The sequence below is a fragment of the Bartonella sp. TT110JLCBS genome (assembly GCF_042193405.1).
Classification (GTDB): Bacteria; Pseudomonadota; Alphaproteobacteria; order Rhizobiales; family Rhizobiaceae; genus Bartonella.
Genome location: NZ_JBHILT010000001.1, coordinates 59,969 through 84,221 on the forward strand (window position 1 = coordinate 59,969; position 24,253 = coordinate 84,221).

A 24,253-nucleotide genomic window follows, 5' to 3' on the forward strand; every position below is an offset into this window, starting at 1 on the left:
CCTTAGTAACAGCAATTGGATTTGGATTTTGCATGTTTTTTTACAATAGATTTAAAGGTGAGAACTGGAGTATAAAAAGGACAATATTATCAACAATTATGTTTTTTATATTATATTATTTTGGAATTTTATTAGTTAAATATATGGGAATTTTATAAAGATCGTTTATATATAAAATTATATTTAATTAAGTTAAGTTTATTATTTGAATTATACTCTATTGCTCTCTCTCTTAAATCATTCATAAAGTAGATGAAATTTCAGTCTGGATTTTTTGTTATGCATACTTTTACTAGCTCCTTAATGACAGCAATTGGATTTGGACTTTGCATGTTTTTTTACAATAGATTTAAAGGTAAGAACTGGAGTATAAAAAGGACAATATTAACAACAATTAGGTTTTTTATATTATATTATGCTGCAAATTTATTAATTGAATATATGGGAATTTTAAAATAATATAAAATCAAGTTGTTATATTATTTTAAAAATATAATTATAAGGTGTTATTTGTAGAGTTATTTATAAAAAATAAGTTATTATTTTTATATAATATTAAACTTTAAAAAATATTTACTGATTACAGTTAGACAGAGACTTTAATATTATTATCAATATTTCTGTTTTTTATTTCCTATTTTTTTAATCTTTTTCATTATTTCAAGCATGGGTTGTTTTGAGATTATTATCTTTTGTATAAGGATTATCAATTTATAGTTTTTGAAAAGTGATTGTTTGCTTATGTATCATGATTTATTGAAAAATAGGCAACTTTTATGAAATAAAATGCCTTATTTCTCTTAGATTGTTATTCATCGTCTTGTGAGAGAGGAAGTGAGGCGATTTCTGTATCAAGGGCATCCATAAAATCGATAATAAAAGCAGCATTGGTTCCCAAATCTCTTGGCAAATAACGAGAAGCAGAACGCATATCAACAAAAGTTGTATCCCCTTCATCAGTTAAACGAATGACAATGTCTGAAATGAAACCAAGGTAAAAAGTTTTAGCTCTCGTTTCAATATACAGTTCATTCTCTTCACCTTTAAACTTTCTTTGAGCCACAACAGGGCAATCATAGGCTGCTAAAACATTGAGAACAGATTCGCGAATACGATCAGGTGAACCATCATAACGGCGCCCCGACATTTCTGGCCATTGTGACATCTGTAATGTTGCTTGTTCAGTCAAAACACTTTTGAGCGGTAAAGCAATGAACAAGCTTGTAGGCATAATTATGTGTCTACAAACTTGACAGGAAGGTTTAGGTGCATAATTCTACAAAATTATATATTTAATTTGGATTTTTTTTATGAATGAGCTTATTAGTATTATTGTAGAATTATTATTTTCCATAGGTGCTTTAGTTATATTTTTCTATACATTGTTTTCATATTATAAATCTAAAGGTTATAGTAAAAAAGAAATTTGGAAAAAAATTTTGTTAAGAATATTTTTTTTCTTTATATTATTTTCTATGACATTTTTTATTTATATACGTTATTTCTATGAACAATGATTATTCATTATTAATTTATAATTATAGATTAATTTGGAAATTTTATTTGTTATCTATATTTTTAATATACTTTATGAATTGTTTTTTGCATTTTTTGTTTAATTATATTTATTTAAATTGTATTATGTATCTAAGGTATGTAATGAAAAAAATATTAAAATTAAATCATTAATTAAGAATAAATTCGTTTTTTATATTATTTTAAATTATTAAGTTTTATATGATATAATATATATTAATGTTTATTGTTTTTATATATTTTTAATTTGGATTTTTTATGAGTGATATTATTCGTATTATTGCAAAATTATTATCTTCTACATGTTTTTTCTTTATATTTTTTATGCCATGTTTTTACAGTATAAATTTAAAGGTTATAGTAACAAAGAAATTGTGAAAAAAATGTTTTTAAGCACATTTTTGTTCATTATATTTGTTATATTACTTTCTATAACAGTTTTTATTTGTATACGTTATTTATATGAAAAATGATTATTTATTATCTTTATATAATAATGTTTTTGATATGAGTTTTATAATAATTTATTTAATATTAAACTTTAAAAAATATTTACTGATTACAGTTAGACAGAGACTTTAATATTATTATCAATATTTCTGTTTTTTATTTCCTATTTTTTTAATCTTTTTCATTATTTCAAGAATGGTTAGGTTTGAGAATATTATCTTTTGTATAAGAATTTTTAGTTTATAGCTTTTGAAAAGTGATTGTTTGCTTATGTATCATGTTTATTGAAAAATAAGCAATTTTTGTGAAATAAAGTGTCTTCTCTCTCGCTCTTGATCGTTATTCATCGTCTTGTGAAAGAGGAAGGGAAGCGATTTCTGTATCAAGCGCATCCATAAAATCGATAATAAAAGCAGCATTTGTCCCCAAATCTCTTGGCAAATAACGAGAAGCAGAACGCATATCAACAAAAGTTGTATCCCCTTCATCAGTTAAGCGTATCACGATATCCGAAATAAACCCAAGGTAAAAAGTTTTAGCTCTCGTTTCAATATAAAGCGCATTTTCTTCACCTTTAAACTCTCGTTGAGCCACAACAGGCCAATCATAGGCTGCTAAAACATTGAGAACAGATTCGCGAATACGATCAGGTGAACCATCATAACGGCGCCCCGACATTTCTGGCCATTGTGACATCTGTAATGTTGCTTGTTCAGTCAAAACACTTTTGAGCGGTAAAGCATCGCTGGGACGTATTGTGCGAAAAAAAGCTGGCGGGCTTTGTGTATCGGTAGAAATATCGTAAAGAGCCGGTAAGGTAAACCAAAGTCCAAAAAATAACATCAATGGTGTCGCAGTTATGAGTGAATAAATGATCCCTTTTAAAGCTTTCATTCCCCCTAGGGCTCCATAGATCCATAAGCTGTAAAGTGCTTTTAAAGCAAGAAAAAGAGAAATAATCACACAGCCGGTAGAGATTCCGATCAAAATTATGAAGTCGGTTACGTTAATGACGGAAAAACGTTGTAAAATGACTGAAAATAATAAAACAAAGAACGACAATCCACCAAATCGAGGGGACCATACTGCTGCTCTTGAAATGAACCGAACATATCTCTTCTTCATGAAGTTTTTCCCCTCAATTGTAAACTATAAGCCAAGTTTTTTCAGAGTGCATATCTTACAAAAAGCTTATGCTCATAAAACAAAAATAAAGCACTTATTTTTGAGGTCAAGGATGCATAATGTCTTATAAGTTTCCAGCGATTATTTTTGCACTTCATTGAAGGTAATCAGTATTTCTTCTATAGTTTATCATGTCATTGATGCGAATTTTATGGGAATGTTTGTAAATAAAAAGAAATAAACTCAAATAACAAGTTTTACGGTTGTTAGCAGCATATTTTTCTAGAACTTTACTCTTGATTTTCTCTTCTGATTGCTGGGAGTTTTTTCTGTCAGATAATGCGTAATCAAATAGGATATGATGATGTGCAATAGAGATTTCATTCTATCTCAATAAAAAATTGAGGGATTTATAATCAGATAAATCTGAATTCGAAGATTCAATTAATAGAGAAAAAAGATAACCATTTTGATAGGCTTCATGTATTTTGTATAGAAAGTAAGGTATTGTACAAATGAGAGGTTACTCCGTTTTTATTCATAAAATATGCGGCAGGTCGCAGATGAAAGAAAAGCTTCATTTTCTTTTTTTGCAAGTGAAGAAGGGGCAAAAATACGTAAAATGACAAAACCTTCATTCAAATTTTTAGCAACCAAAACTGAATTGGCATTTTTTTTAGGTTTTGATTTTTTGAGTTCTATGATTTGTATTGGTTTTCCAATAATAAGATCGAGTGTATTATCAGGGGCTGTTCGGTCATTAAGGCTATAGAAAATAATTCCTTTGTGTGTGTAGGCTGCTAGTGACCAAAATTGTCGTGTTTTCAAAGCTTTTAAATGAACAGGTCCATTTTCAAGATTAAATCTGCAGACTTTAAGAAGAAAGAGGGGATCAGCAGATTGTTGAATAGGATTATCGGGAGTAAAAGCAACAAATTGATAAGGGGCTCCGGATTTTTTAAGTGCTGTCCATATATTATTTTGTGCCCAATAGGGGATCAGAAAGAGAACGCAAATATGAACGATAATAGCGCCAATGATTGCAAGAAGTGCGATATAAATGAATCTAGTCACAATTTATTTGTCCTGATGGGATTTGTTCTATTGATGGCATTGTAAGCTTTTGTAATGCCGTTGCAGAGATGATTGAGGTATCGTATAAGGTAAGAATAAGCCCGAATTCTTTTTGACTAACTGTTGCAAGCCAATTGCCGGCTTGCGGTGTAGGTGAAATATTGATGCGCAATGAGCCATCATGCTCATAAATAATAGCGTTCGTGTGGAGTTCAAAAGGTATTTCTTTGGATGAAGTATAGGGTTTTAGGGATTTGTCAGCTGTATAAAGGGTGAAAAGACGAGTTTCAGGGATGGTGCCTTTGAGTAAATAATGACAGTGGGGGTGGAGTGGACGCCCTTGGTTGTCTTGCCAAATCTGGAATTGAAGACCTTCAGTGCGTCCGAGTGAAACAATGCCTCGTTTGGTCGTGCGGGCGCGGGTATAAGGATCCATATTGGCGGTTCCCATTTTTGGATAAGCACTCCATTTTCCAATTCTAAAGCGTTCAAAATGAGGAAAGGAATTGAGCACATAATCGACACTCAGTTTTCCACATAAAATGGAAAAAGCGAAGATAAAAAAGAAAATGGTGATATTAAAAAACATCAGTGAATATCTTGAATTCAAAATTTTGAATCTCCAGTTGTTTTCATCTTCAAAGAAATTGCAGATGGTTTTTTCAGATCTTTGTTAATCAATCGCACAATATTCAATGTTTCAGGAGAAAGCGTAGAGGGTATTGGGGAGAAAAATTCAGAATCTGCATGGGAGGAAAGTATTGGGGGATGATAAGGAAGAAGAGAATCTTTAACACCATAGAGTTGTTTGAGCATAATATTTTGGTGTGCAGCAAGCATGATGCGTCGCCATATCATGGCAGGGACTCCACCCCCAAAAGCACGATTCATCGGTGAAAAGTTATCATTTCCCATCCATACCGCTCCAGTATAATTGCCAGTAAAGCCAACAAACCAAGCATCACGATAGGATTGTGATGTTCCAGTTTTCCCAGAGACAAGAGTCATGGGCAGAGCAGCACGCTTACCAGACCCTCGTGTTGTGACACCCACCATCATTTGGTTCATATAAGCAGCTGATTGTTCACTCAGAACTCGGTGTAGTTTTTTTCCGTTATGTTCGAAATCCCATACCACATGCCCATCGATTGTTCTGATTTGCGTAAACCCATGACGATTACCCGCTATTCCTCCATTGGCAAAGACATTAAAACCTGTAGCTTGATCCATGGGAGTCATGTTGGAAGTGCCAAGAACCATCGTTTTGTGTGATAAAATATGCGCGTTAATCCCCATATTCTTGATGAGATCTATGATAGGTTGGGTATCGCGGTGAAGATATTGATAGGTGAGATACACAGGGACTGTATTAATAGAAAAAGCTAAAGCTGTTGCTAAATCAATTTTCCCCAAATAACGGCCAGAATTATTTTTGGGTGTCCAACCTCCCCAATTGATAGGAGCATCTAGAACGATTGTTGAGGGAGACAGTCCATGTTCCATTGCGGCTGCGTAAACATAAGGTTTGAATGAAGAACCAGGTTGTCGACCGCCTTGTGTTGCTCTGTTAAATTGACTCTTTTTATAATCTAGTCCTCCAACAATTGCACATACGGCACCATTATTATCGAGTATAACGGTGGCAGCTTGTGTTACACGATATTGTTGACCATATTGATGTAAATGATAAGCAATAGATTCTTCTGCTGCTTTTTGAATATTCGGATCAAGGGTTGTTTGAATAATTAAATTATGACTTAGAAATTGATTACGCATTTTTTTGACTTCCTCGAATGCCCAATCAAGAAAATAATCAGGCTGATTATTTTCTATGTGGGGAAGCGCCCTAGCAGGGTGGCGATGCGCATTGATAATCTGGCTCTTCGTCATAAAGCCACTATTAACAAGATTAGACAGGACAACATTGGCACGTGTTTGAGCTGCAAAGAGATGACTATGAGGAGCATATTTTGTTGGAGCTTTAAAGAGTCCTGCTAACATAGCAGATTCACTTAAAGAGACATGACGTATGTTTTTTCCAAAATAAAATTTTGCCGCTGCGGCAATACCAAAATTGTTTCCTCCCATATAGGCTCGGTCAAGGTAAAGTTGTAAAATCTGCTTTTTGCTAAAATTTGCTTCTAGCCAAAGAGCAAGATAAGCTTCTTTAATTTTACGTGTTATCGTTCTCTCATTTGTTAAGAATAAATTTTTAGCCAATTGTTGTGTGAGAGTTGAACCACCTTGAACCACACTTTTAGCTTGCATGTTTTGTGAAATTGCCCGTGTAAGTCCTTGAAAATCAATGCCCCAATGATTGAAAAAATGACGGTCTTCTGTGGCGAGAACCGCTTTAATAACAGTGTCTGGCATTTCTTCAACGGGGACAGAAATAGCCGGCATTGCACCGCGGTGCCCAATGGAATTTCCATAGCGATCTAGAAAAAGAATGGAAAAGTTTTTAGGAAAAGACCAATCTGTTTTGGTCACTTCAAAAACAGAAATACCCAAAATAGTGAAAAGAGTAAATCCCATCAACCCTAATGTCAGTATTTCATCGAGAACTTCAACGATAAAACGTTTCCATCCTTGAAGATGAAAATTTTGTGAGACGATTTTTGCCTTTTTCCAGAAAAAACTGTTAGCAGAACGAATGTGATAAAGCGCTGTGTCTAATCGTGCGTCTAATTCAATGAGAGCAGGACTGTGAAATGGCTTACGATGTTGCCCTTTCTTTTTTTTAAAAAAATCAAACATTTAAAGAGAGCCTATGGCAAAGCAATACAACCAAACAAATATACAATAATTATATGGAGTAGAAGTATTTTTTTTCTATAGTTCTAACAGAGAAAGAATTTGTTTTATAATTATTCATTTTTTGTAAGATAGTATATTAAGATTTTATTATTTTATTGAATAAATTTTATTTTCATTATTAAAAATATTTTTTTGATTTTTTAAAAATTTGGAGTAATGTTAATATGTTCTTCTGTAAGATAGAGGATAAATTGTTTCCATTTGTGATTTTTTAATCGCCCCAAAAAAACCATTATTTCTTTTATCCTTTATCAAGGAAGAGAAGAGATGGGTTATTGAAATATTTATGATGAAAAAAAAATTCTTGTCCGTAATAATAGCCGCTTTTTTAGAAGCAGATTCTGTTCTAGCTTCTGGGTGTGCTGAAGTAGGTAAGAAGGCTGCCGCGCAAGAGAGCGGGGTTCTCGTCCGTTCAAAACCAGTTGTTCAGGATGGAAAGGACATGTGTGCAATTGTGGTTGTTGTACCAGCCCGTAATGGTGAAAAGTTACGTCGTGTTGAGTTTTTTGTTCCTGCTGATTAGTTTTTAGCAGATGGTGTTGTGATGCGTATCTTAATCGTTGAAGATGATCGGAATCTTCACCATCAATTAGCAGAAGCTGTAAGACGTGCAGGATATGTTTCCGATAGTGCTTTCGATGGTGAAGAGGCTTATTTTTTAGGGAGCACAGAGTCTTATGACGCGGTGATACTTGATATAGGACTGCCGTATATTGATGGTATTCGTGTTGTTGAAAAGTGGCGTCAAGAAGGGCTCTCCATGCCTGTTTTAATGCTAACGGCGCGAGACCGTTGGTCTGATAAGGTGCACGGTATTGATGCTGGGGCTGACGATTATGTTGTGAAGCCATTTCATTTGGAGGAAGTGATGGCGCGCTTGCGCGCATTAATTCGTCGCACTACTGGACATGCGACAAGTGCATTATGTTGCGGAAATGTTTTGTTGGATACAAAGACGTCTCGTGTTTTTGTGGATGGTCAATTGATTAAACTAACATCTTATGAATTCAGACTGCTTTCGTATCTCATGCATCATTGTGACAGGATCATTTCAAGAACAGAGCTTACTGAACATCTTTATGATCAGGATTTTGATAAGGACTCGAATACAGTGGAAGTCTTTGTAGGTCGGTTACGGAAAAAGCTTGGAGTGGATTTGATTGAAACTATTCGAGGAATGGGATATCGCGTGAGAACGCGAGGTGATTAATGAATGTTTTTGAAGAGAATAATTGGTATAGGAAGTTCTTTTTTGTCATTACTCGATCTCTCAGTTTACGTGTTATGATCTTATCAACATTATGGGTTGTTATTTCTCTTTTATCGATTTCTGCAGTAAGTATTTTATTTTATAAGCGTTCAACTGAACAAAGCCTAGAGCGTATCCTTTCTGCTCAACTCTACAGTCTTATTGCAACAGTGACGGTGTCATCGGAAGGTACTTTGATAGGAGGGGCTGGGATTGATGATATTCGTTATTCTGATCCAACAACAGGATGGTATTGGGAAGTTGTTGCGATATCCCATAATTTAAAAGGAAGATTGACATCCCCCTCATTGGGAACAGGCGAGATATTTACACCAAGTGATGTTGATATACCTTTTGACAATAAATTCTTTCGCTCTTATCGGATAACGGGGAACAATGGTCAAAAGCTACAAGTGATTGAGAGTGATGTTGTTCTTGATAATAAAAATCATATTGCACGTTTTCGGCTTGTTGGGAATATCGATGAAGCTTATGCCCAAGTAAAGGAATTTAAACGAACTTTGCAAATTTTTCTTTGGAGTTTCGGTGTCGGGAGCGTTCTTATTAATATTGCTATTATTTTCTTTAGTTTTCAACCGTTGAAGCTTATTCGACGCGCATTGAATGATATTCGCGAAGGAAGAGTTCATTATGTGAATACGGATTTAGTAAGCGAAGTGATGCCGCTTGTACAAGAGATGAATGCTCTCATTAATAATAATCAGCGTATTATTGAGCGATTTCGCACACAAGTTGGTAATCTCGCGCATTCATTGAAGACGCCTCTATCCGTGATTATGAATGAGACAGATAAGATGCGCGGAGAAAAGGCTAGTTTGTTGAGAGAGCAAACGCAAATAATGCAAGCTCAAATCAATCATTATCTTCAGCGTGCGCGGATTGCAGCACAATGCGATAGTGTTGTCTATCATACGTCTGTTCGCAGTGTGCTTGAACGTTTGGTGCGGGTTATGAAAAAGCTTAATCCTGAAAAACAAATTCAATTTATTATGGATGTTGATGATATTGTTTTTTCTGGAGAGAAGGAAGATTTAGAAGAAATTGTAGGGAATTTGATTGAAAATGCTACTCAGTGGTCTCGCGCAAAGGTTTTGATCTCTTGTTGTTTAGAAGAAAATGTTGAAGAAAAAGAATATTTTAGTATCTTTGTAGAAGATGATGGTCCTGGTTTAACAGAAGACAAAATTGATGAAGCATTAAAAAGAGGGTGGCGGTTTAATGAGAGTAAACTAGGATCAGGCTTAGGGTTAGCAATTGTTTCAGATATGGTCAGTGAATATGGTGGCAATCTCTTTTTATCCCGTTCTGATTTGGGTGGATTGTATGCAAAAGTTTTGTTACCTAAGATGGGAGAATAACATATTTTCTTCTTAAGCAAGAAATGTCTATAAAGTTTATAAAGCAGTATTTTAGACAATACATAAAGAGTAGGGAAACATTGTTTTTAGTTTCTTTGCTTAATTGATATATATGATAGATATTTATAATATTCTCCATGAAAAAATGAATTTTTATTAATTCACATCACTCTTCTTATGAAGAGGATAAAATGTAAGCGAGTTATTCTCTGTTCGTATTGGAAAAAAACGATATGCTCTTATTAATTTTTGCAGCATTTTTTCTGACTTTTCTGGCAAGTATTCTTTTTCTTTCACTACGTTTTGACGATGAGATAAAGAAAGAATGGAAAGTTGAAACCGTAGATGGTTATAGAAGCCATAAGCGTATGATTGAGTTTAACAAGCTTTATATGAATTATAAAAAAAGAAATATTCTTAAGGCTTTAAGTATCTTGTTTGTTCTCCTTATGACATGGAGTATTTATGGGCTGACAGGCAATCCAGAAGTGAAAAGTTATTTTTTTAGCGAATTAATGGATAAGGATCCTAAAACTCTCAGTAAGCAAGAAAAGCTTATTCGTTTACAAGTGCTTTTTTTCCGTGCACCTCATGATGGCAAGCTAGCAGATGCGTTAGCGGTAGGGTATCTCGAAGAAAGCCTTTTTCAAGAAGCTGTGAATACTTATTTAGATGCACTTCGTTTGAATGGCGAAACAGCTCCAAGGCTTGTCGGATACGGTTTAGCATTGGTTGGTTATGAAGGGGGGGTGATAACGCAAGAAGCGCAAAATGCCTTTCAAAAAGCAGCAGATTTAGCCCCAACAGATTTTTATCCACGTTTGTTGTTGGCCGATGCATTGCATCAAGCAGGAAAAACTGCGCAGGCAGTGCAATTTTTACAAAGCTTTCTTGATACAATGCCTGAAAATTTTTCAGGACAATCACGTGTTAAAAAAATGATGATTCAGTTACGTGATTTATCGCGTGAGCATACAGAGAAAAGAAATCTTGCACCTATGTAGAAGATGTGCAAAGCTCTTAAAAAATAAAATATTGATACTTAATTATAACGCATTTAAACTTTTTTCGCAGAGTGTCTATGAACAGTCAATCTTTAAAGAGTTCTGCCTCATGGAAGGTTATTTTAGAGCAGCGAAAAAAAAGGCGCTTACTGATCATATTATTATGTTGTTTGGTTATGACAATTGCAGCAAGTCTCATAGTGTATGCAATGCGTCATGCGGTCAGTTTTTTTAGAATGCCCTCTGAAATTACAAGAGAAGATATTTTAACGGAGCGCCCTTTGCGTTTGGGTGGCTTTGTTGAAAAGGGAACCGTTCAATATGTTGGAGAGAGAGGCGTTATTTTTTTTGTAACGGATAACAAAAAACATGAAAAAGTGGTTTTCAATGGTGCCTTACCGGATCTTTTTCGTGAAGGTCAGGGGGTGATTGTAGAAGGGCATTTCGATAAACAGGGCTTTTTTATAGGGATGCGTATTTTAGCAAAACATGATGAAACTTATATGCCTAAAGAAACAGCTGATCGTTTGAAAAAACATTACATTATGGAGAAATAATTCGATTGTGCTTGTCGAACTGGGTCATATTTTTTTAGCTGCAGCATTTTCAGTAAGCTTATTAGGGGCGTTTTTACCTGCTTTAGGTTTTTGGTGGAGAGAGCGTTTGTTAATGCAAACAGCTGTTCCTCTAACATATATTACTTTTACATTACTACTTTTATCTTTTTTAGTGATAATTTATGCTTATGTCGTATCTGATTTTTCTGTTTTGAACGTTGTTGAGAATTCTCATTCAGAAAAACCGATGCTCTATAAAATTACAGGTGTTTGGGGCAACCACGAAGGCTCTATGTTGTTATGGGTTTTAAGTCTTGCTTTTTTTAGCGCATTGATGGCTTTTTTTAGCCAACATTTGCCAGAAGATTTTAAGACGCTTGTTTTAATTTGCCAAAGTTGGATTACAACTGCTTTTCTTTTATTTATTCTTTTTGTATCCAATCCATTTTTACGTATAAATCCACCAGCATTGCAGGGAAATGGTCTCAATCCTCTTTTACAAGATATCGCATTAGCAATTCATCCACCGCTACTTTATTTAGGTTATGTCGGTTTTTCACTTTGTTTTTCTTTTGCCGTTGCGGCATTGATTATGGGACATGTTGATAGAATTTGGGCACGTGGGATTCGTCCGTGGCTTTTACTTGCTTGGTGTTTTTTGACATTGGGTATTATGGTTGGCTCCTATTGGGCTTATTATGAGCTAGGATGGGGCGGTTATTGGTTTTGGGATCCTGTTGAAAATGTTTCGTTTATGCCTTGGCTTTCAGGAACGGCTCTTTTACATTCTGCTCTTGTTCTCGAAAAACGAGAAATATTGAAAAGTTGGACTCTGTTTTTAGCGCTGCTTACTTTTTCTCTTTCTCTGATGGGAACTTTTCTTGTGCGTTCTGGGCTTTTAGTTTCTGTTCATAGTTTTGCTGTTGATCCAGCACGGGGGCAAGCAATGCTTGCGCTTTTCTTTTTTTTTACAGGAGCGGCTTTTTTTCTTTTTGCTTTGCGCACCCCTATTTTAAAAACAGAAAGATTTTTTCAACCAATTTCACGTGAAGGGTTTATTGTTTTAAATAATTTGTTACTTACAACAATAACAGCAACAGTATTGATTGGTACGCTTTATCCTTATTTTATTGAGATATTAACTGGGCAAAAAATTTCTGTAGGGGCTGCTTTTTTTAACCTGACCTGTGGACCACTAATGCTTTTGCTGTTGTTGTTTGTTCCGTTTGGGACAATGATGGCATGGAAACGCGGTGATTTTCTTGCAGTTTTTGAACGGTTGTGGTTTGTTTTTGTATTCGTTGGTATCGTCTGTTTTATAATATTCTATGCGGCATCTGTGCGTGATATTTTTGCAGTTTTAGGGATTGGGCTTTCAGCGTTTGTTTTTTTAGGCAGTTTAGTGGATCTATGGGGAAAGAGTGGATATGGCAAGAGAGATTTTTCAGTACGCGTTAAGAGATTTCTTGGATTGCCATGGTCTACTTTTGGTGCAGCAATAGCACATATGGGATTAGGCGTTACATTATTTGGTATTGTTTGTGTGGCAAGTTTTGGGCAAGAACGTATTTTAATCATGAACGTAGGGGATAGGGTGACGATAGCGGATAAAATGCTTCATTTTGATGCAGTGTATGATGGTGTTGGTTCGAATTATTCGACAATGGAGTTTTATTTTAAAATATATGAAAATAAAAACATTGTGGGTCATGTAACAGCCTCAAAGCGATTTTATTCAAGTCAAAATACATCAACAACAGAAGTTGGTCTGAAAAATCATGGCTTATCGCAGCTCTATATTGTGCCGGGACGGATCGATAATCGGGGTCTTGTTGTGCACATATGGTGGAAGCCTTATGTAATATGTATTTGGTTAGGGGCATTCATGATGGCTATGGGAGGATGTCTTTCTCTTTTGGGGTATTGGTTTCGCATTGGCATGTACAATAGGGTAGTGCTTGCTTTAAATTTTGGGAAAAGACATTGAGATGAAAAAAATTCTTTGGATTGTATTTTTTTTAATTGCAACGTTTCCTTTTCGATTAGCAATAGCAGTAGAGCCGGATGAGATTTTAAAGGATAAGATTCTTGAAGCGCGAGCACGCCATATTTCATCGCATTTACGTTGTCCGGTTTGTCAAAATCAATCAATTGATGATTCAGATGCTGCTTTAGCACGTGATTTACGGCTTTTAATTCGGGAAAGGCTAAAAATGGGCTATAGTAATCAGCAAGTTACTGACTTTCTTGTTGAGCGATATGGTGAATTTATTCTCTTGAAACCACCATTGAATAAAATAACTTGGTTTTTATGGTTCTCGCCTTTGATCATTATTATCATTGGTATAAGTATCATATTTTTCCACTTCAAACGGAATAATCATGCGTTATGTGAATGAAAAAGAACAGTCAAAAATGTCATTGCATTAAAAAAGATGTTACATAAAAAAATCAGATTATCTGAATGAGCATACAATCTTATTGTAATTATATTAGGGAATACTGAAACCTTACAAAACTTTAATAATTTAGACAGAAAACGGTAAGGTCTGATATTTTATAAGTGATCGGAATTGAAATAAAGGTATGATTGAATAGGAGCATAGAATAAATGGTTAAAAAGGCTTTCTTTAAAACATTTGTCGCAGTGAGTTTTTCTGCGATATTGGAAAGTGCACTGTTTTTTAGTGGATGTACATCAAGCTTGTGGATGACAAAGGCTCATGCAAGTTCTGTATTTACTTCGTTAATGCAACAACAGGGATTTGCCGATATTGTTGCTCAAGTGAAACCAGCCGTTGTAGCAGTACAAGTAAAGAGCAATAAAAAGAAAGAAGATAGGTTCTTTAGCAACTTTTTTAGTGGTCCAGGGCTTGATCAATTACCAGATCAGCATCCTTTAAAAAGATTTTTTAAAGAGTTTTATGATTTTGATAAACCTAAAAATAAATTTCCGCACCAATCGCAGAGACTCCGTCCTGTTGCTTTTGGATCGGGTTTTTTTATTTCATCTGATGGTTACATTGTGACCAATGATCATGTGATTTCTGATGGAACAAGTTATACTGTTGTTCTTGATGATGGTACAGAATTGAACGCAAAGCTCATTGGGAAAGACCCAAAAACCGACCTTGCCGTATTAAAAGTGAATGATAAAAGAAAATTTTCTTATGTTGATTTTGGTGATGATTCAAAGCTTCGTGTTGGGGATTGGGTTGTTGCTATTGGGAATCCATTTGGTCTTGGTGGAACTGTGACAGCAGGTATTGTTTCTGCACGTGGACGTGATATTGGCACTGGTGTGTACGATGATTTTATTCAGATTGATGCTGCTGTTAATAGAGGAAACTCTGGTGGTCCAACGTTTGATCTTAATGGAAAGGTTGTTGGGGTTAATACAGCAATTTTTTCTCCTTCTGGAGGAAATGTTGGGATTGCTTTTGCTATTCCAGCAGCGACTGTAAAACAGGTTGTACAACAACTTATTGAAAAAGGTTCAGTTCAACGTGGTTGGTTAGGTGTTCAGATTCAGCCGGTAACAAAGGAGATTTCCGATTCAATAGGATTGAAAGAAGCCAAAGGTGCTTTGGTTACTGATCCGTTAAAAGGACCGGCAGAAAAGGCTGGTATTAAAGCGGGTGATGTAATTATTTCAGTGAATAATGAAAAAGTTGCTGATGCGCGTGAGCTGGCGAAACGTATTGCAAATATTAAACCAGGAGAAATGGTAACCATAGGGATTTGGAGATCAGGTAAGGAGGAGAGTATAAAGGTTAAACTCGCTTCAATGTCTGAAGATGAAAGTAAGAAAGAGACTTCAAAATATTCAAATGGACAGAGTGATTTAGATGAAACATTGGAAGATTATGGTTTGATTGTTATGCCTTCTGATGATGGTGTAGGGGTTGTCGTAACGGATGTCGATACCGATTCAGATGCTGCAGATAAAGGGATACGCCCTGGTGATATCATTGTGACAGTAAATAATAAACCAGTTAAACGAGTCTCTGATATTATTAACACAATCAAAAATGCTCAGCAGTTAGGACGAAAGGCTATACTCTTACAAGTGCGAACAAATGATCAAAATCGTTTTGTTGCTCTTCCAATTTTCAAAAAATAAAGCTTTAGTTGTAGGACAAATATTTATTAAACATTTGTCCTACAACATAATAAAATAATGGAGATACGTTTTATGAAGATACTCGTTATTGAAGATGATCATGAGACGGGGCATTATCTCGAAAAAGCATTTTTGGAAGTAGGGCATTCTGTTGATGTTGCTTATGATGGAGATACGGGATACGCTTTAGCAATCACGGAAAATTATGACGTTATGGTTGTTGACCGAATGCTTTTGCATCGTGATGGTCTTTCTATTATTGCTGAATTGCGCGCTAAAGGCAATGAAACACCGGTTCTTATTCTGTCTGCTTTAGGGCAAGTTAATGATCGTGTAACGGGGCTGCGTGCAGGGGGAGATGATTATTTGACAAAGCCTTATGCTTTTTCTGAACTTCTTGCGCGTGTTGAAGTTTTACAACGGCGGAAAAATCCTAAAGAAGCAGAAACTGTTTACTGTGTAGGTAATCTTGAGCTTGATCGGTTAGCACATACGGTAAAACGAGGTGATAGAAACATTCTATTGCAACCACGAGAGTTTCGTTTACTTGAATATTTGATGCGTTATGCGGGGCAGGTTGTTACACGCACTATGCTTTTGGAAAATGTTTGGAATTACCATTTTGATCCACAAACAAATGTCATTGATGTTCATATCTCTCGTTTGAGAGCCAAAATTGAAAAAGATTTTGATGTCCCTCTTCTCCATACAGTGCGTGGAGCTGGATATATGCTGAAAGTACCAGATAACAAAGCATGAATCGTTTGATTAATATAATGCGCACGACGGCGCTAAGGCTTTCAGCACTTTACATTTTATTGTTTGGATTGGTGGCAACAGGACTTTCTATTTATATGACGGCATTTTCTGCTTCATTGTTAACAGAGCAAACTGAACAGGCTTTACATGAAGAATTAAAGTATATTGAAAATGCTTATAATTATGGGGGATTATCCTTATTAATGCGCACTATTGATTATCGTTCAAGACAACCAGGAGCATTTCTTTATCTTGTTACAGATTCTATGGGGCGTATTTTAGCAGGAAATGTAGCACGTATTGAATTAGGTCTTTTGAATCAGAGTGGTTTTATTTCTACCTCTTTTTTGTATTCCCGTTTTGGAGAACATGGCAAAACAAGTGAACATCGCGCTTTGGCGGTTATTGTTGATTTGCCTAATGCTATGAAGATTCTTATAGGACGTGATTTGGATGAGCCAGAACGTTTTGCAGTGGTTATTCGTAAAGCTGTGATCATTGCACTTGCCGCAATGGTTGGAGGCGCTTTACTCATATGGTTTTTTGTTGGCAGGAGAGCTTTACAAAGGATTGATCATGTAACGGCTGCATCACAGCGCTTGATGGATGGTGACTTCAGTGGGCGTTTACCTGTTTCTGGAGTAGGGGATGAGTTTGATCGATTGTCAACCAATCTTAATGTTATGTTAGACCGCATTGAAGAGTTAAATATTGGTTTACGTCAAGTATCAGATAATATTGCTCATGATCTGAAAACACCGTTAACGCGTCTTAGAAATCGCGCTGAAGAGGCGCTTTCAGGAAATAAGACAAAGCTTGAGTATCGTCAGGTCCTTGATAGGGTTATTGCAGAATCAGATCAACTTATTTGTACGTTTAATGCGATTTTAATGATTTCACGTATTGAGGCCAGCAGTGCAATTGAGCATCTTGAAATGATGAATATGAAACTGATCCTTGAGGATGCTGTTGAGATTTACGAACCTTTTGCTGAAGAGTCAGGTGTTTTACTTCGGTTGGGGAATATATTTGATAAAGAGCTTAAGTTGAATCGTGAGCTTATTGCACAATCAATTTTTAATCTTATAGATAATGCCATTAAATATGCCTCTAAAGGTGAAAGGAAAGCAGAGGTTTGCTTATCAATGGAATATCGTGATGAACATTTATTAGTTGTTGTAAGCGATAATGGACCAGGAATAGCAGAGGATAAACGTGAAAAAGTGACAGAACGATTTGTTCGTCTTGAAGAAAGTCGCACACAACCTGGGTTTGGGATTGGTTTAAGTATAGCAAAAGCGGTTATGAAGCTTCACGGGGGTGAATTGTTACTTGAAAATGCAAATCCAGGGCTTAGGGCTATTTTGTTATTTCCTTAAAGATATTTTTCTTCACTTTTCTCTTTTCATACGTAACAACTATTTTAAAAGTATAAAGCAATAGAAAGGAAGGCAAAATGCTTTTCAAGGGAGCAGAGACGAAACAAGCTTTTTTAAAAACACAGCTTCTCCCTTTATGTCCTCTCGATAAAAGTGGTTCCCAATGGTTAAAAGACATGGAAGAACAAGCAAGGAAAGAAGGTTTAGAATCGCTTGTTTCCATCATTTCAGAGAGTGGAACGCAGATTGATTTTATCAGTTCGGTTATGACCTTATCTCCTTTTTTGCGTGAGGTTTTAATTGCCAACCCATCATATCTTAGTGCTTTATTAAATGTTGATATAGAAACAAGGCTGAGCGAAATTATAGATGATATTACAGCTATTGATAAAGATGAAGCTATAAATGAAACTTCATTGATGGCTGCTTTAAGGCGCAAAAAACGAGAAGCGCATGTTCTTATTGCTTTAGCTGATTTGGGTGGTGTTTTTACTTACGAAGTTTCATGTGCTTGGTTGACACGTTTGGGCGAAGCAGCATTAAGTGTAGCACTACGTTTTCTATTAAGAGAAGCGCATGATCATGGTAAGATCAATTTATTAAGCCGTGAGAATCCAGAAAAAGACTGTGGTTTAATTATTTTAGGGATGGGAAAGTTAGGAGCAGGGGAACTTAATTATTCTTCTGATATTGATCTTATTGTTTTCATTGATGAAACATCACCTCATATTGGTAATCTTTCTGAAAGTGTTGACGTATTTTCTAAAATGGTACGCCGATTAATCCGTATCATTCAAGAACGCACTGCGGAAGGATATGTTTTTCGTCTTGATTTTCGTCTTCGTCCAGATCCAGGTTCAACCCCTTTGGCCTTACCAGTAAGGACTGCATTGCGTTATTACGAAGGGCGTGGGCAAAATTGGGAACGAGCAGCCATGATTAAAGCACGTCCAGTTGCTGGTGATAAGAGGGCAGGTTTTAACTTTCTCAAAGAGCTTTTTCCCTATGTGTGGCGGAAATATTTAGATTATGCTGCTATTGCTGATATTCATTCGATCAAACGTCAAATTCATGCGCATAAAAATTACGGTCAAATTGCAGCTTATGGGCATAATATAAAGTTAGGTCGTGGTGGTATTCGTGAGATTGAGTTTTTTGTTCAGACACAGCAGCTCATTGCTGGTGGACGTTTTCCTCAATTACGTGGACGTCAGACAGTTGCAATGTTAGCAGAACTTCACACGCTTGGTTGGATCAGTGAGAAAACGAGAAATAGCCTTATAAAAAGTTATGCATTTCTTCGAAATGTGGAACATCGTATTCAAATGCTTTTCGATGAACAAACACATCTTCTTCCAAATGATACAGCTCAATTCACGAGTGTTGCCTATTTAATGGGTTATCAAGACAGGAGCAGTTTTATCCGTGATTTATTAAAAACACTTCAGGTTGTTGAAAAACATTATGCTGCACTGTTTGAGAATGAGCAAGAACTTGGTTTAGAAATTGGTAATTTAGTTTTTACCGGTGAAGAAGATGATCCGGAGACATTAATAACGTTAAGCCGTTTAGGCTTCGAAAGAGCAAGTGATATTTGTCGTATTATGCGCACGCTCCATTTTGGTCGTTATAAAGCAACGCAATCAGCCGAAGCACGCGAGAGATTAACGGAATTAACACCAGCTCTTTTGAAAGCTTTTGGTGGGACAAAACGAGCTGATGAGGCGATGTTGCGTTTTGATGGTTTTTTACAGGGCTTACCTTCAGGAATTCAGCTTTTTAGTCTTTTGCAGTCTAATCCCTCTCTTTTGGATATGCTTGTCCTTATTATGGGTGCTGCTCCACGTCTTGCAGAAATTATTGCACGCAGATCCCATGTTTTTGATGGAATGTTAGATCCGAATATTCTTTCAGAATTACCGACCAAAACATATTTAGAAAAACGGCTTGAATATTTTCTTGAAAATGTTCTTTCTTATGAGGAAATTCTTGATCATTTAAGGATTTTTGCAGATGAACAACGTTTTTTGATTGGTATTCGAATTTTAAACGGTACAATTACAGGAGAAAGAGCGGGTTTTGCTTTTACTGCGCTTGCTGATCTTATGATTACAAAAACATTTGCTACCGTTCAAGAGGAATTTTCTCGTCTTCATGGTCGTATTAAAGGTGGGCGTGTTGGCATATTGGGTATGGGGAAGCTTGGAAGTCGCGAATTAACGGCAGATTCCGATGTTGACCTCGTTTTGCTTTATGAACACGATGATGATGCAGAAATATCTGATGGAGAAAAGCCTCTTTATATCTCTCAATATTATACGCGTTTAGCACAGCGCCTCGTTTCTGCTTTATCCACTCTTACAAGCCAAGGTGTTCTTTATGTCGTTGATTTAAGGTTACGGCCGTTAGGCAATAAAGGGCCTATTGCTGTTTCTTTTCCATTTTTTAAAAAGTATTATCGCCAAGAAGCATGGATATGGGAATATCTTGCTTTAACAAGGGCTCGAGGCATTGCAGGAGATCCTGATTTTTTACAAAAGCTAGAAAATGAAGTGTGTGCAATTATTGCTATTTCTCGTGATAAGAAGGAAGTTGCAAAAGAAGTATGTGAAATGCGTTCCTTGATTGCAAAGGAAAAGCCGCCAAAAAATCAATGGGATTTAAAAACGATGTCTGGTGGTATTATGGATTTGGAGTTTATTGCTCAATTTTCTCTTATTACGCATGTCATGGAGTTTCAAATTGGAGCGACGACAGCGGATATTTTAGATCACTTACCAAACAGTTTTCTTAATCAGTCATGTATTGCTGATTTACATTATGCCTATCGTCTTTATACAAATTTGAGTCAAATTATACGGCTTTGCTTAAATGATTCTCTTGATCCCAATGACATGCCACCTGGATTAAGTGACCTTTTGTTGAATAGTGTTGGGGAACCTGATTTGCTTCGTGTTGAAAAATTAATTGCAGAAACTGGGCAATTGGTCTGTTCAGTTTTTACAAAAATCATGAAGCATTAAAATAATTCTATAAGAATAAATAAAAATTATTAATTCCATTTTTATATATTAATTTTTTGTCTTTTATTTCATTAGACGCTTGAGAGGGTTAGAGTGAAGTTCTCTACTTGTTTTTCAAGTGTGATGAAAAAATTCTCCATTCTAGGTGTCATTCTTTATACAAAAAGCGCTGAGTGATTATTTTAGTGAATCATATTCTTTATGAGATTTATCTCATTTTTTTCAAAACATTGATATTATTATTATCTAATTCTAGATAATAATAATTAATATGAAGCTATAAAAGCTACTATAGATTAATAGTTTCTGGAAATTATAAATAATATTTAAATTTTTTTAAATACTATTTAATTAAAACTAATTTTAATTTTTTAACTGTGTCATTTTTGCTATAGATTTTTTCAAAAAATTGTGAAACGATTGACCATTATTTATGTATCACATTAGCTTTTAGGGGAGCAATTATGATTACAAAGTATTTAACCTCAACATCTATATTTTCTTTAATTTCAATTTCTATCGTACAGGCGGCGGATAGCGTTATTCCTGAACAGCCTGTTCCTGTTCTTGCAGCGCCTTCTTTTTCTTGGACAGGATTTTATCTTGGAGGGCAGATTGGAAACTTTTCAGGCAAAACGACTGCAAGTTATTTAAAAAAAGAGACAGGGGTATGGAATCCAGTTGAAAAAGAGAATTTGCCTAAACTTTCTGGTTTTATCGGGGGCGTTTATGCAGGCTTCAATATTGATATCAATAATGGTTTTATTATAGGTATTGATACGGATGTTATGTTGTCTAATAAAAAAAATTCGAAGGATATCCCTCTACCAAAAAATCAAAAGGAAGAAACATCAAAATCTTTAGAAAGAACAAATCACACAAGAGATTCTCATGAGGAGGAATCTCCAGCGTTGCCTATTGAAGCTATACGTAATACTTTAAAACAAAAGTGGGCTGGTGCTACACGGGTGAAAGTTGGTTTTCCGATTGAGCGGATGATGCCTTATATTTCCGGAGGGGTTGCTTATACGCAGCTTCGGAATACTTTTACGGCAGTAGCTGATAGCAAAAATGAAGAAGTTGATTTTTCTGAGTGGTTGCATGATGAAAAAAAGACAATGGTTGGTTATACCTTTGGAGGTGGTATTGATTTTGCAATGACTAATAACATTATTGTGCGTGCAGAATATCGTTATTCAGATTTGGGTAAGAAGAAGTTCATACAGGATAAAGTTGAACTGAACTACAAGACAAACGATTTCCGCGTGGGTGTAGCTTATAAATTTTAATTTTTTGCAGAATTAAACACTTCAAAAGTCTCATTTTCGAATGAGGCTTTTATTTTTCAGATATGTGCTAGAAAATATCGTTTACTCAAAAGAGCTACTATTTTATTCGAACAATACTTTGATTTGTAAATAATAAATTATTTTTTGTCATGTTGAGTGAGAGATCCAAGTATCATAAGATTTTCTCATTTTAAACCTATACCATGTCGACCAATCAAAACCGCGTCTTTTGCACGTCAAAAGGAGGGAGAGCCGTGAGATAGAAAACAAAAGAAGGAATAAAAATGCCTCTTATGAACCATCTTAAGTGCTAAAGGCTGTCGCTACATTGGGGAGTGGCAAAGTGTGAGATTTAATACTAGCCTAGCTTGCTTTTCCATAAATGTAAAGATGGTGCTGCTAAATGAACTTATCATTACATTATTCATAGGTGCCGTCGGGAAATGGATTTGGATGCTTTAAAGATGCTTTTTTAAACCAACATGTGAATTGCAAGCTAATGGCATTTTATTTGAAAGACCTCTTATACAATCAACTTTTCTGTTTTGCGTTATCATAAAATATCTTTTTTAATAACAAAAAGATCGCAAAAAAAATTCTAAAGCACGTAAAATTACAGCCGAAATATCGAATAAAAATTCATATTATAATTTTTATTCGATATTTCATATGATATTATAAATAATAGTTTATAGTAATAAAATAATTATAAAGAGTATTATAAAGTTGTTTATAGGAAAAAAGATAGAAAATTAGGAATTTTTCGAGACGTAAAAAACATTATTACCTATATCTTTTATCGAAATATAATCTATAACTTTTTTAATATATGATAATAAATGTTGAGTGAAATAGTAAGGGATCATTTCAAATCTATTTACGATAAATCAATCAACATCATTTGTTTATGAATCACAAGTAGGTTTGGTTATTGAAATTATATACTTTAGTTATTATTTGGCTTTTTTAGCCATTGATTTTCAGGTATAGAAGCTGAGTGAGCTTCTCTATTATTCTATAAAATATCATCATTGTAATATTATAAGGATTTTACGCATTAGATGCTTTTGGAGGAGTGGATGATGAAATTCAAAGCAGGGTTTATGTGTAGAGCTTTGTGAAGTAAATCACATGCGCAATTAGCAGCTGGAACCCGTGAGACAAGAATCCGAATTATTTATAAATCAGATGTGGTAGAATTTTCGTCCTTTAGGGCGGGAAGGAAGAAAGCCGATAAGTTTGTAAAAAGCTAGTCACATAAGTGGGGCGGCAGATGGAATTCTCTGAGAAAAATTGATTTATTGACAGAGAAGGTGAAACTTTGTCTTTTAAGGAGAAAAAGGGAAATAAGAATTATAATTTCCAAAGGAATATGAAAAAAAATATTTTCGTTTTTGGTTGTTTTGGCAACTATGAAGGAGTTTAAAGATTAATTGTTTCAGTACATACAATCTCGTTTTTGGGGTTGATAATGCTATAACGTTGTAATTGGCAATGCCATTGATTTTGTAAGCGTTCAATGGAAAATAAGTTAAAGCCTGCGGGTGGTTTTTTATCACCAAAAGCTTGTGATGCGGAAGGAACACCAACAATAGGAATTTTTTTAATTGGTCCTTCAATGTAATTCAATGTGGGTAAATGAGTATGTCCGTGAAGAATAAGCTCACAACCGTGGTATTTGATAATGTCTAGAAAACGTTTTATATCCCGTAGTTTTTTATGCCAAGACGTTGCGTTGGGAAAGGGAGGGTGGTGAATCATGACGACACGAAAAAGGTTGCGCTGTGCTGCTTCCTTTAAAAAGAGCGGTAAAGTTTGCGCTTGCATTTTACCAAAATAACCAGAAGCTTGAAAAGGCAGAGTCGCAATGGCTGAAGAAGCTGCTATGATGGCAACATCTTTGCGAACGCGCATATAAGGAAAGGCACTTTTTTGAGGGCTGTCACCTGTGATCCAAGGTTTAAAGAGGATACATGCTTTTTGTAAAGCTCCGCGGACATAGGCATCATGATTTCCAAATGTCAAAGAAATATCTTGGGGGTGTCCTAATGTAAGTAACCAACGATGCGCTTGTTCAAATTCCTTATCGAGAGCAAGATTGACAAGATCACCAGAGATCACAAGGTGATCGGGTTTTGTTTTGTTCAAGGCATCTAGTAAAGTTTCTAGGACATCTGTTGCCATCTGACTCTTACGTTTTTTTTGCCAGTTCAGATAACCGGTAAGACGCTTTCCAGAAAGTTCAAAAAGGGAAGGTTGCGGGAGAGGGGAAAGATGTACATCCGATATATGGGCAAGATAAAACATAAAAGCTCGTAGAGTATTAAAAACGATTTAAAGAATAAACATAAGATAAGTTAGTGCTTAAAGGCAAGAAAGATTGTAAAATGAAAATTAGCTTGCAAAATAGAACGCCTCAAGCGGAATGTTCCAAATAGAATATCCCCAATAGAATATCATTGTGTTGTACATTTACATATTTATAAAAA

17 protein-coding genes and 1 pseudogene are annotated in these 24,253 nt (G+C 35.3%); 12 read left to right on the forward strand and 6 right to left on the reverse strand.

Annotated features, from left to right (window positions below):
* Positions 1–808: 808 nt before the first annotated feature.
* The 5 genes and pseudogenes from ACFILW_RS00280 to ACFILW_RS00300 form a co-directional block, all read right to left on the reverse strand.
* Positions 809–1,210 (reverse strand): annotated as a pseudogene (locus ACFILW_RS00280) (DUF1499 domain-containing protein); the annotation flags it as partial.
* 1,115 nt (positions 1,211–2,325) lie between these two features.
* Positions 2,326–3,111 (reverse strand): DUF1499 domain-containing protein, encoded by a 786-nt coding sequence (locus tag ACFILW_RS00285; protein ID WP_375684895.1) that lies wholly within the window; start codon positions 3,109–3,111, stop codon positions 2,326–2,328.
* Positions 3,112–3,645: 534 nt separating this feature from the next.
* The gene (locus tag ACFILW_RS00290; protein WP_375645731.1) at positions 3,646–4,185 is read right to left on the reverse strand and encodes a hypothetical protein; all 540 of its coding nucleotides are present in this window, start codon (positions 4,183–4,185) and stop codon (positions 3,646–3,648) included.
* Positions 4,178–4,774: a DUF1214 domain-containing protein gene (locus ACFILW_RS00295; RefSeq protein ID WP_273791544.1), complete on the reverse strand. Its 597-nt coding sequence runs from the start codon at positions 4,772–4,774 to the stop codon at positions 4,178–4,180. The genes ACFILW_RS00290 and ACFILW_RS00295 overlap by 8 nt, the downstream gene beginning before the upstream one ends.
* A 17-nt stretch (positions 4,775–4,791) precedes the next feature.
* Entirely contained in the window at positions 4,792–6,942 is a 2,151-nt protein-coding gene (locus ACFILW_RS00300) for a transglycosylase domain-containing protein (RefSeq protein ID WP_375684896.1), read from the reverse strand.
* Positions 6,943–7,288: 346 nt separating this feature from the next.
* On the opposite strand from ACFILW_RS00300, the gene ACFILW_RS00305 reads away from it, so the two are divergent.
* The 12 genes from ACFILW_RS00305 (at position 7,289) to ACFILW_RS00360 (ending at position 21,764) form a co-directional block, all read left to right on the forward strand.
* The gene (locus ACFILW_RS00305) at positions 7,289–7,525 is read left to right on the forward strand and encodes a hypothetical protein (RefSeq protein ID WP_375684897.1); all 237 of its coding nucleotides are present in this window, start codon (positions 7,289–7,291) and stop codon (positions 7,523–7,525) included.
* Positions 7,526–7,546: 21 nt separating this feature from the next.
* Positions 7,547–8,212, forward strand: coding sequence for a response regulator transcription factor (locus ACFILW_RS00310; protein WP_375622278.1), 666 nt, complete (start codon positions 7,547–7,549; stop codon positions 8,210–8,212).
* Complete coding sequence (locus tag ACFILW_RS00315; protein ID WP_375684898.1) at positions 8,212–9,630, forward strand: ATP-binding protein; 1,419 nt, start codon at positions 8,212–8,214, stop codon at positions 9,628–9,630. The genes ACFILW_RS00310 and ACFILW_RS00315 overlap by 1 nt, the downstream gene beginning before the upstream one ends.
* A gap of 233 nt (positions 9,631–9,863) precedes the next feature.
* Positions 9,864–10,634 carry a tetratricopeptide repeat protein gene (locus tag ACFILW_RS00320; RefSeq protein ID WP_375684899.1) on the forward strand — a complete coding sequence of 257 codons (771 nt, stop codon included), beginning with the start codon at positions 9,864–9,866 and terminating at the stop codon, positions 10,632–10,634.
* A 77-nt stretch (positions 10,635–10,711) separates the two neighbouring features.
* A complete protein-coding gene (gene ccmE, locus ACFILW_RS00325) occupies positions 10,712–11,191 on the forward strand; it encodes a cytochrome c maturation protein CcmE (protein WP_273791548.1) in 480 nt (159 codons plus the stop codon).
* Between the two features lie 7 nt (positions 11,192–11,198).
* Positions 11,199–13,178: a heme lyase CcmF/NrfE family subunit gene (locus tag ACFILW_RS00330; protein WP_375684900.1), complete on the forward strand. Its 1,980-nt coding sequence runs from the start codon at positions 11,199–11,201 to the stop codon at positions 13,176–13,178.
* 1 nt (position 13,179) lies between these two features.
* Positions 13,180–13,590 (forward strand): cytochrome c-type biogenesis protein CcmH, encoded by a 411-nt coding sequence (locus tag ACFILW_RS00335; RefSeq protein WP_375622274.1) that lies wholly within the window; start codon positions 13,180–13,182, stop codon positions 13,588–13,590.
* 212 nt (positions 13,591–13,802) lie between these two features.
* Positions 13,803–15,314: a Do family serine endopeptidase gene (locus ACFILW_RS00340; protein WP_375611163.1), complete on the forward strand. Its 1,512-nt coding sequence runs from the start codon at positions 13,803–13,805 to the stop codon at positions 15,312–15,314.
* Positions 15,315–15,386: 72 nt separating this feature from the next.
* Positions 15,387–16,073, forward strand: coding sequence for a winged helix-turn-helix domain-containing protein (locus tag ACFILW_RS00345; RefSeq protein WP_375684901.1), 687 nt, complete (start codon positions 15,387–15,389; stop codon positions 16,071–16,073).
* The gene (locus ACFILW_RS00350) at positions 16,070–17,452 is read left to right on the forward strand and encodes an ATP-binding protein (protein ID WP_375622272.1); all 1,383 of its coding nucleotides are present in this window, start codon (positions 16,070–16,072) and stop codon (positions 17,450–17,452) included. The genes ACFILW_RS00345 and ACFILW_RS00350 overlap by 4 nt, the downstream gene beginning before the upstream one ends.
* Positions 17,453–17,529: 77 nt before the next feature.
* Complete coding sequence (locus ACFILW_RS00355; protein WP_375684902.1) at positions 17,530–20,475, forward strand: bifunctional [glutamine synthetase] adenylyltransferase/[glutamine synthetase]-adenylyl-L-tyrosine phosphorylase; 2,946 nt, start codon at positions 17,530–17,532, stop codon at positions 20,473–20,475.
* A 464-nt stretch (positions 20,476–20,939) separates the two neighbouring features.
* Positions 20,940–21,764, forward strand: a complete 825-nt coding sequence (locus ACFILW_RS00360) for an outer membrane protein (protein WP_375684903.1) — start codon at positions 20,940–20,942, stop codon at positions 21,762–21,764.
* A gap of 1,422 nt (positions 21,765–23,186) precedes the next feature.
* Here ACFILW_RS00360 and ACFILW_RS00365 read toward each other — a convergent pair.
* The gene (locus tag ACFILW_RS00365) at positions 23,187–24,071 is read right to left on the reverse strand and encodes a metallophosphoesterase family protein (RefSeq protein WP_375622269.1); all 885 of its coding nucleotides are present in this window, start codon (positions 24,069–24,071) and stop codon (positions 23,187–23,189) included.
* Positions 24,072–24,253 lie beyond the last annotated feature (182 nt).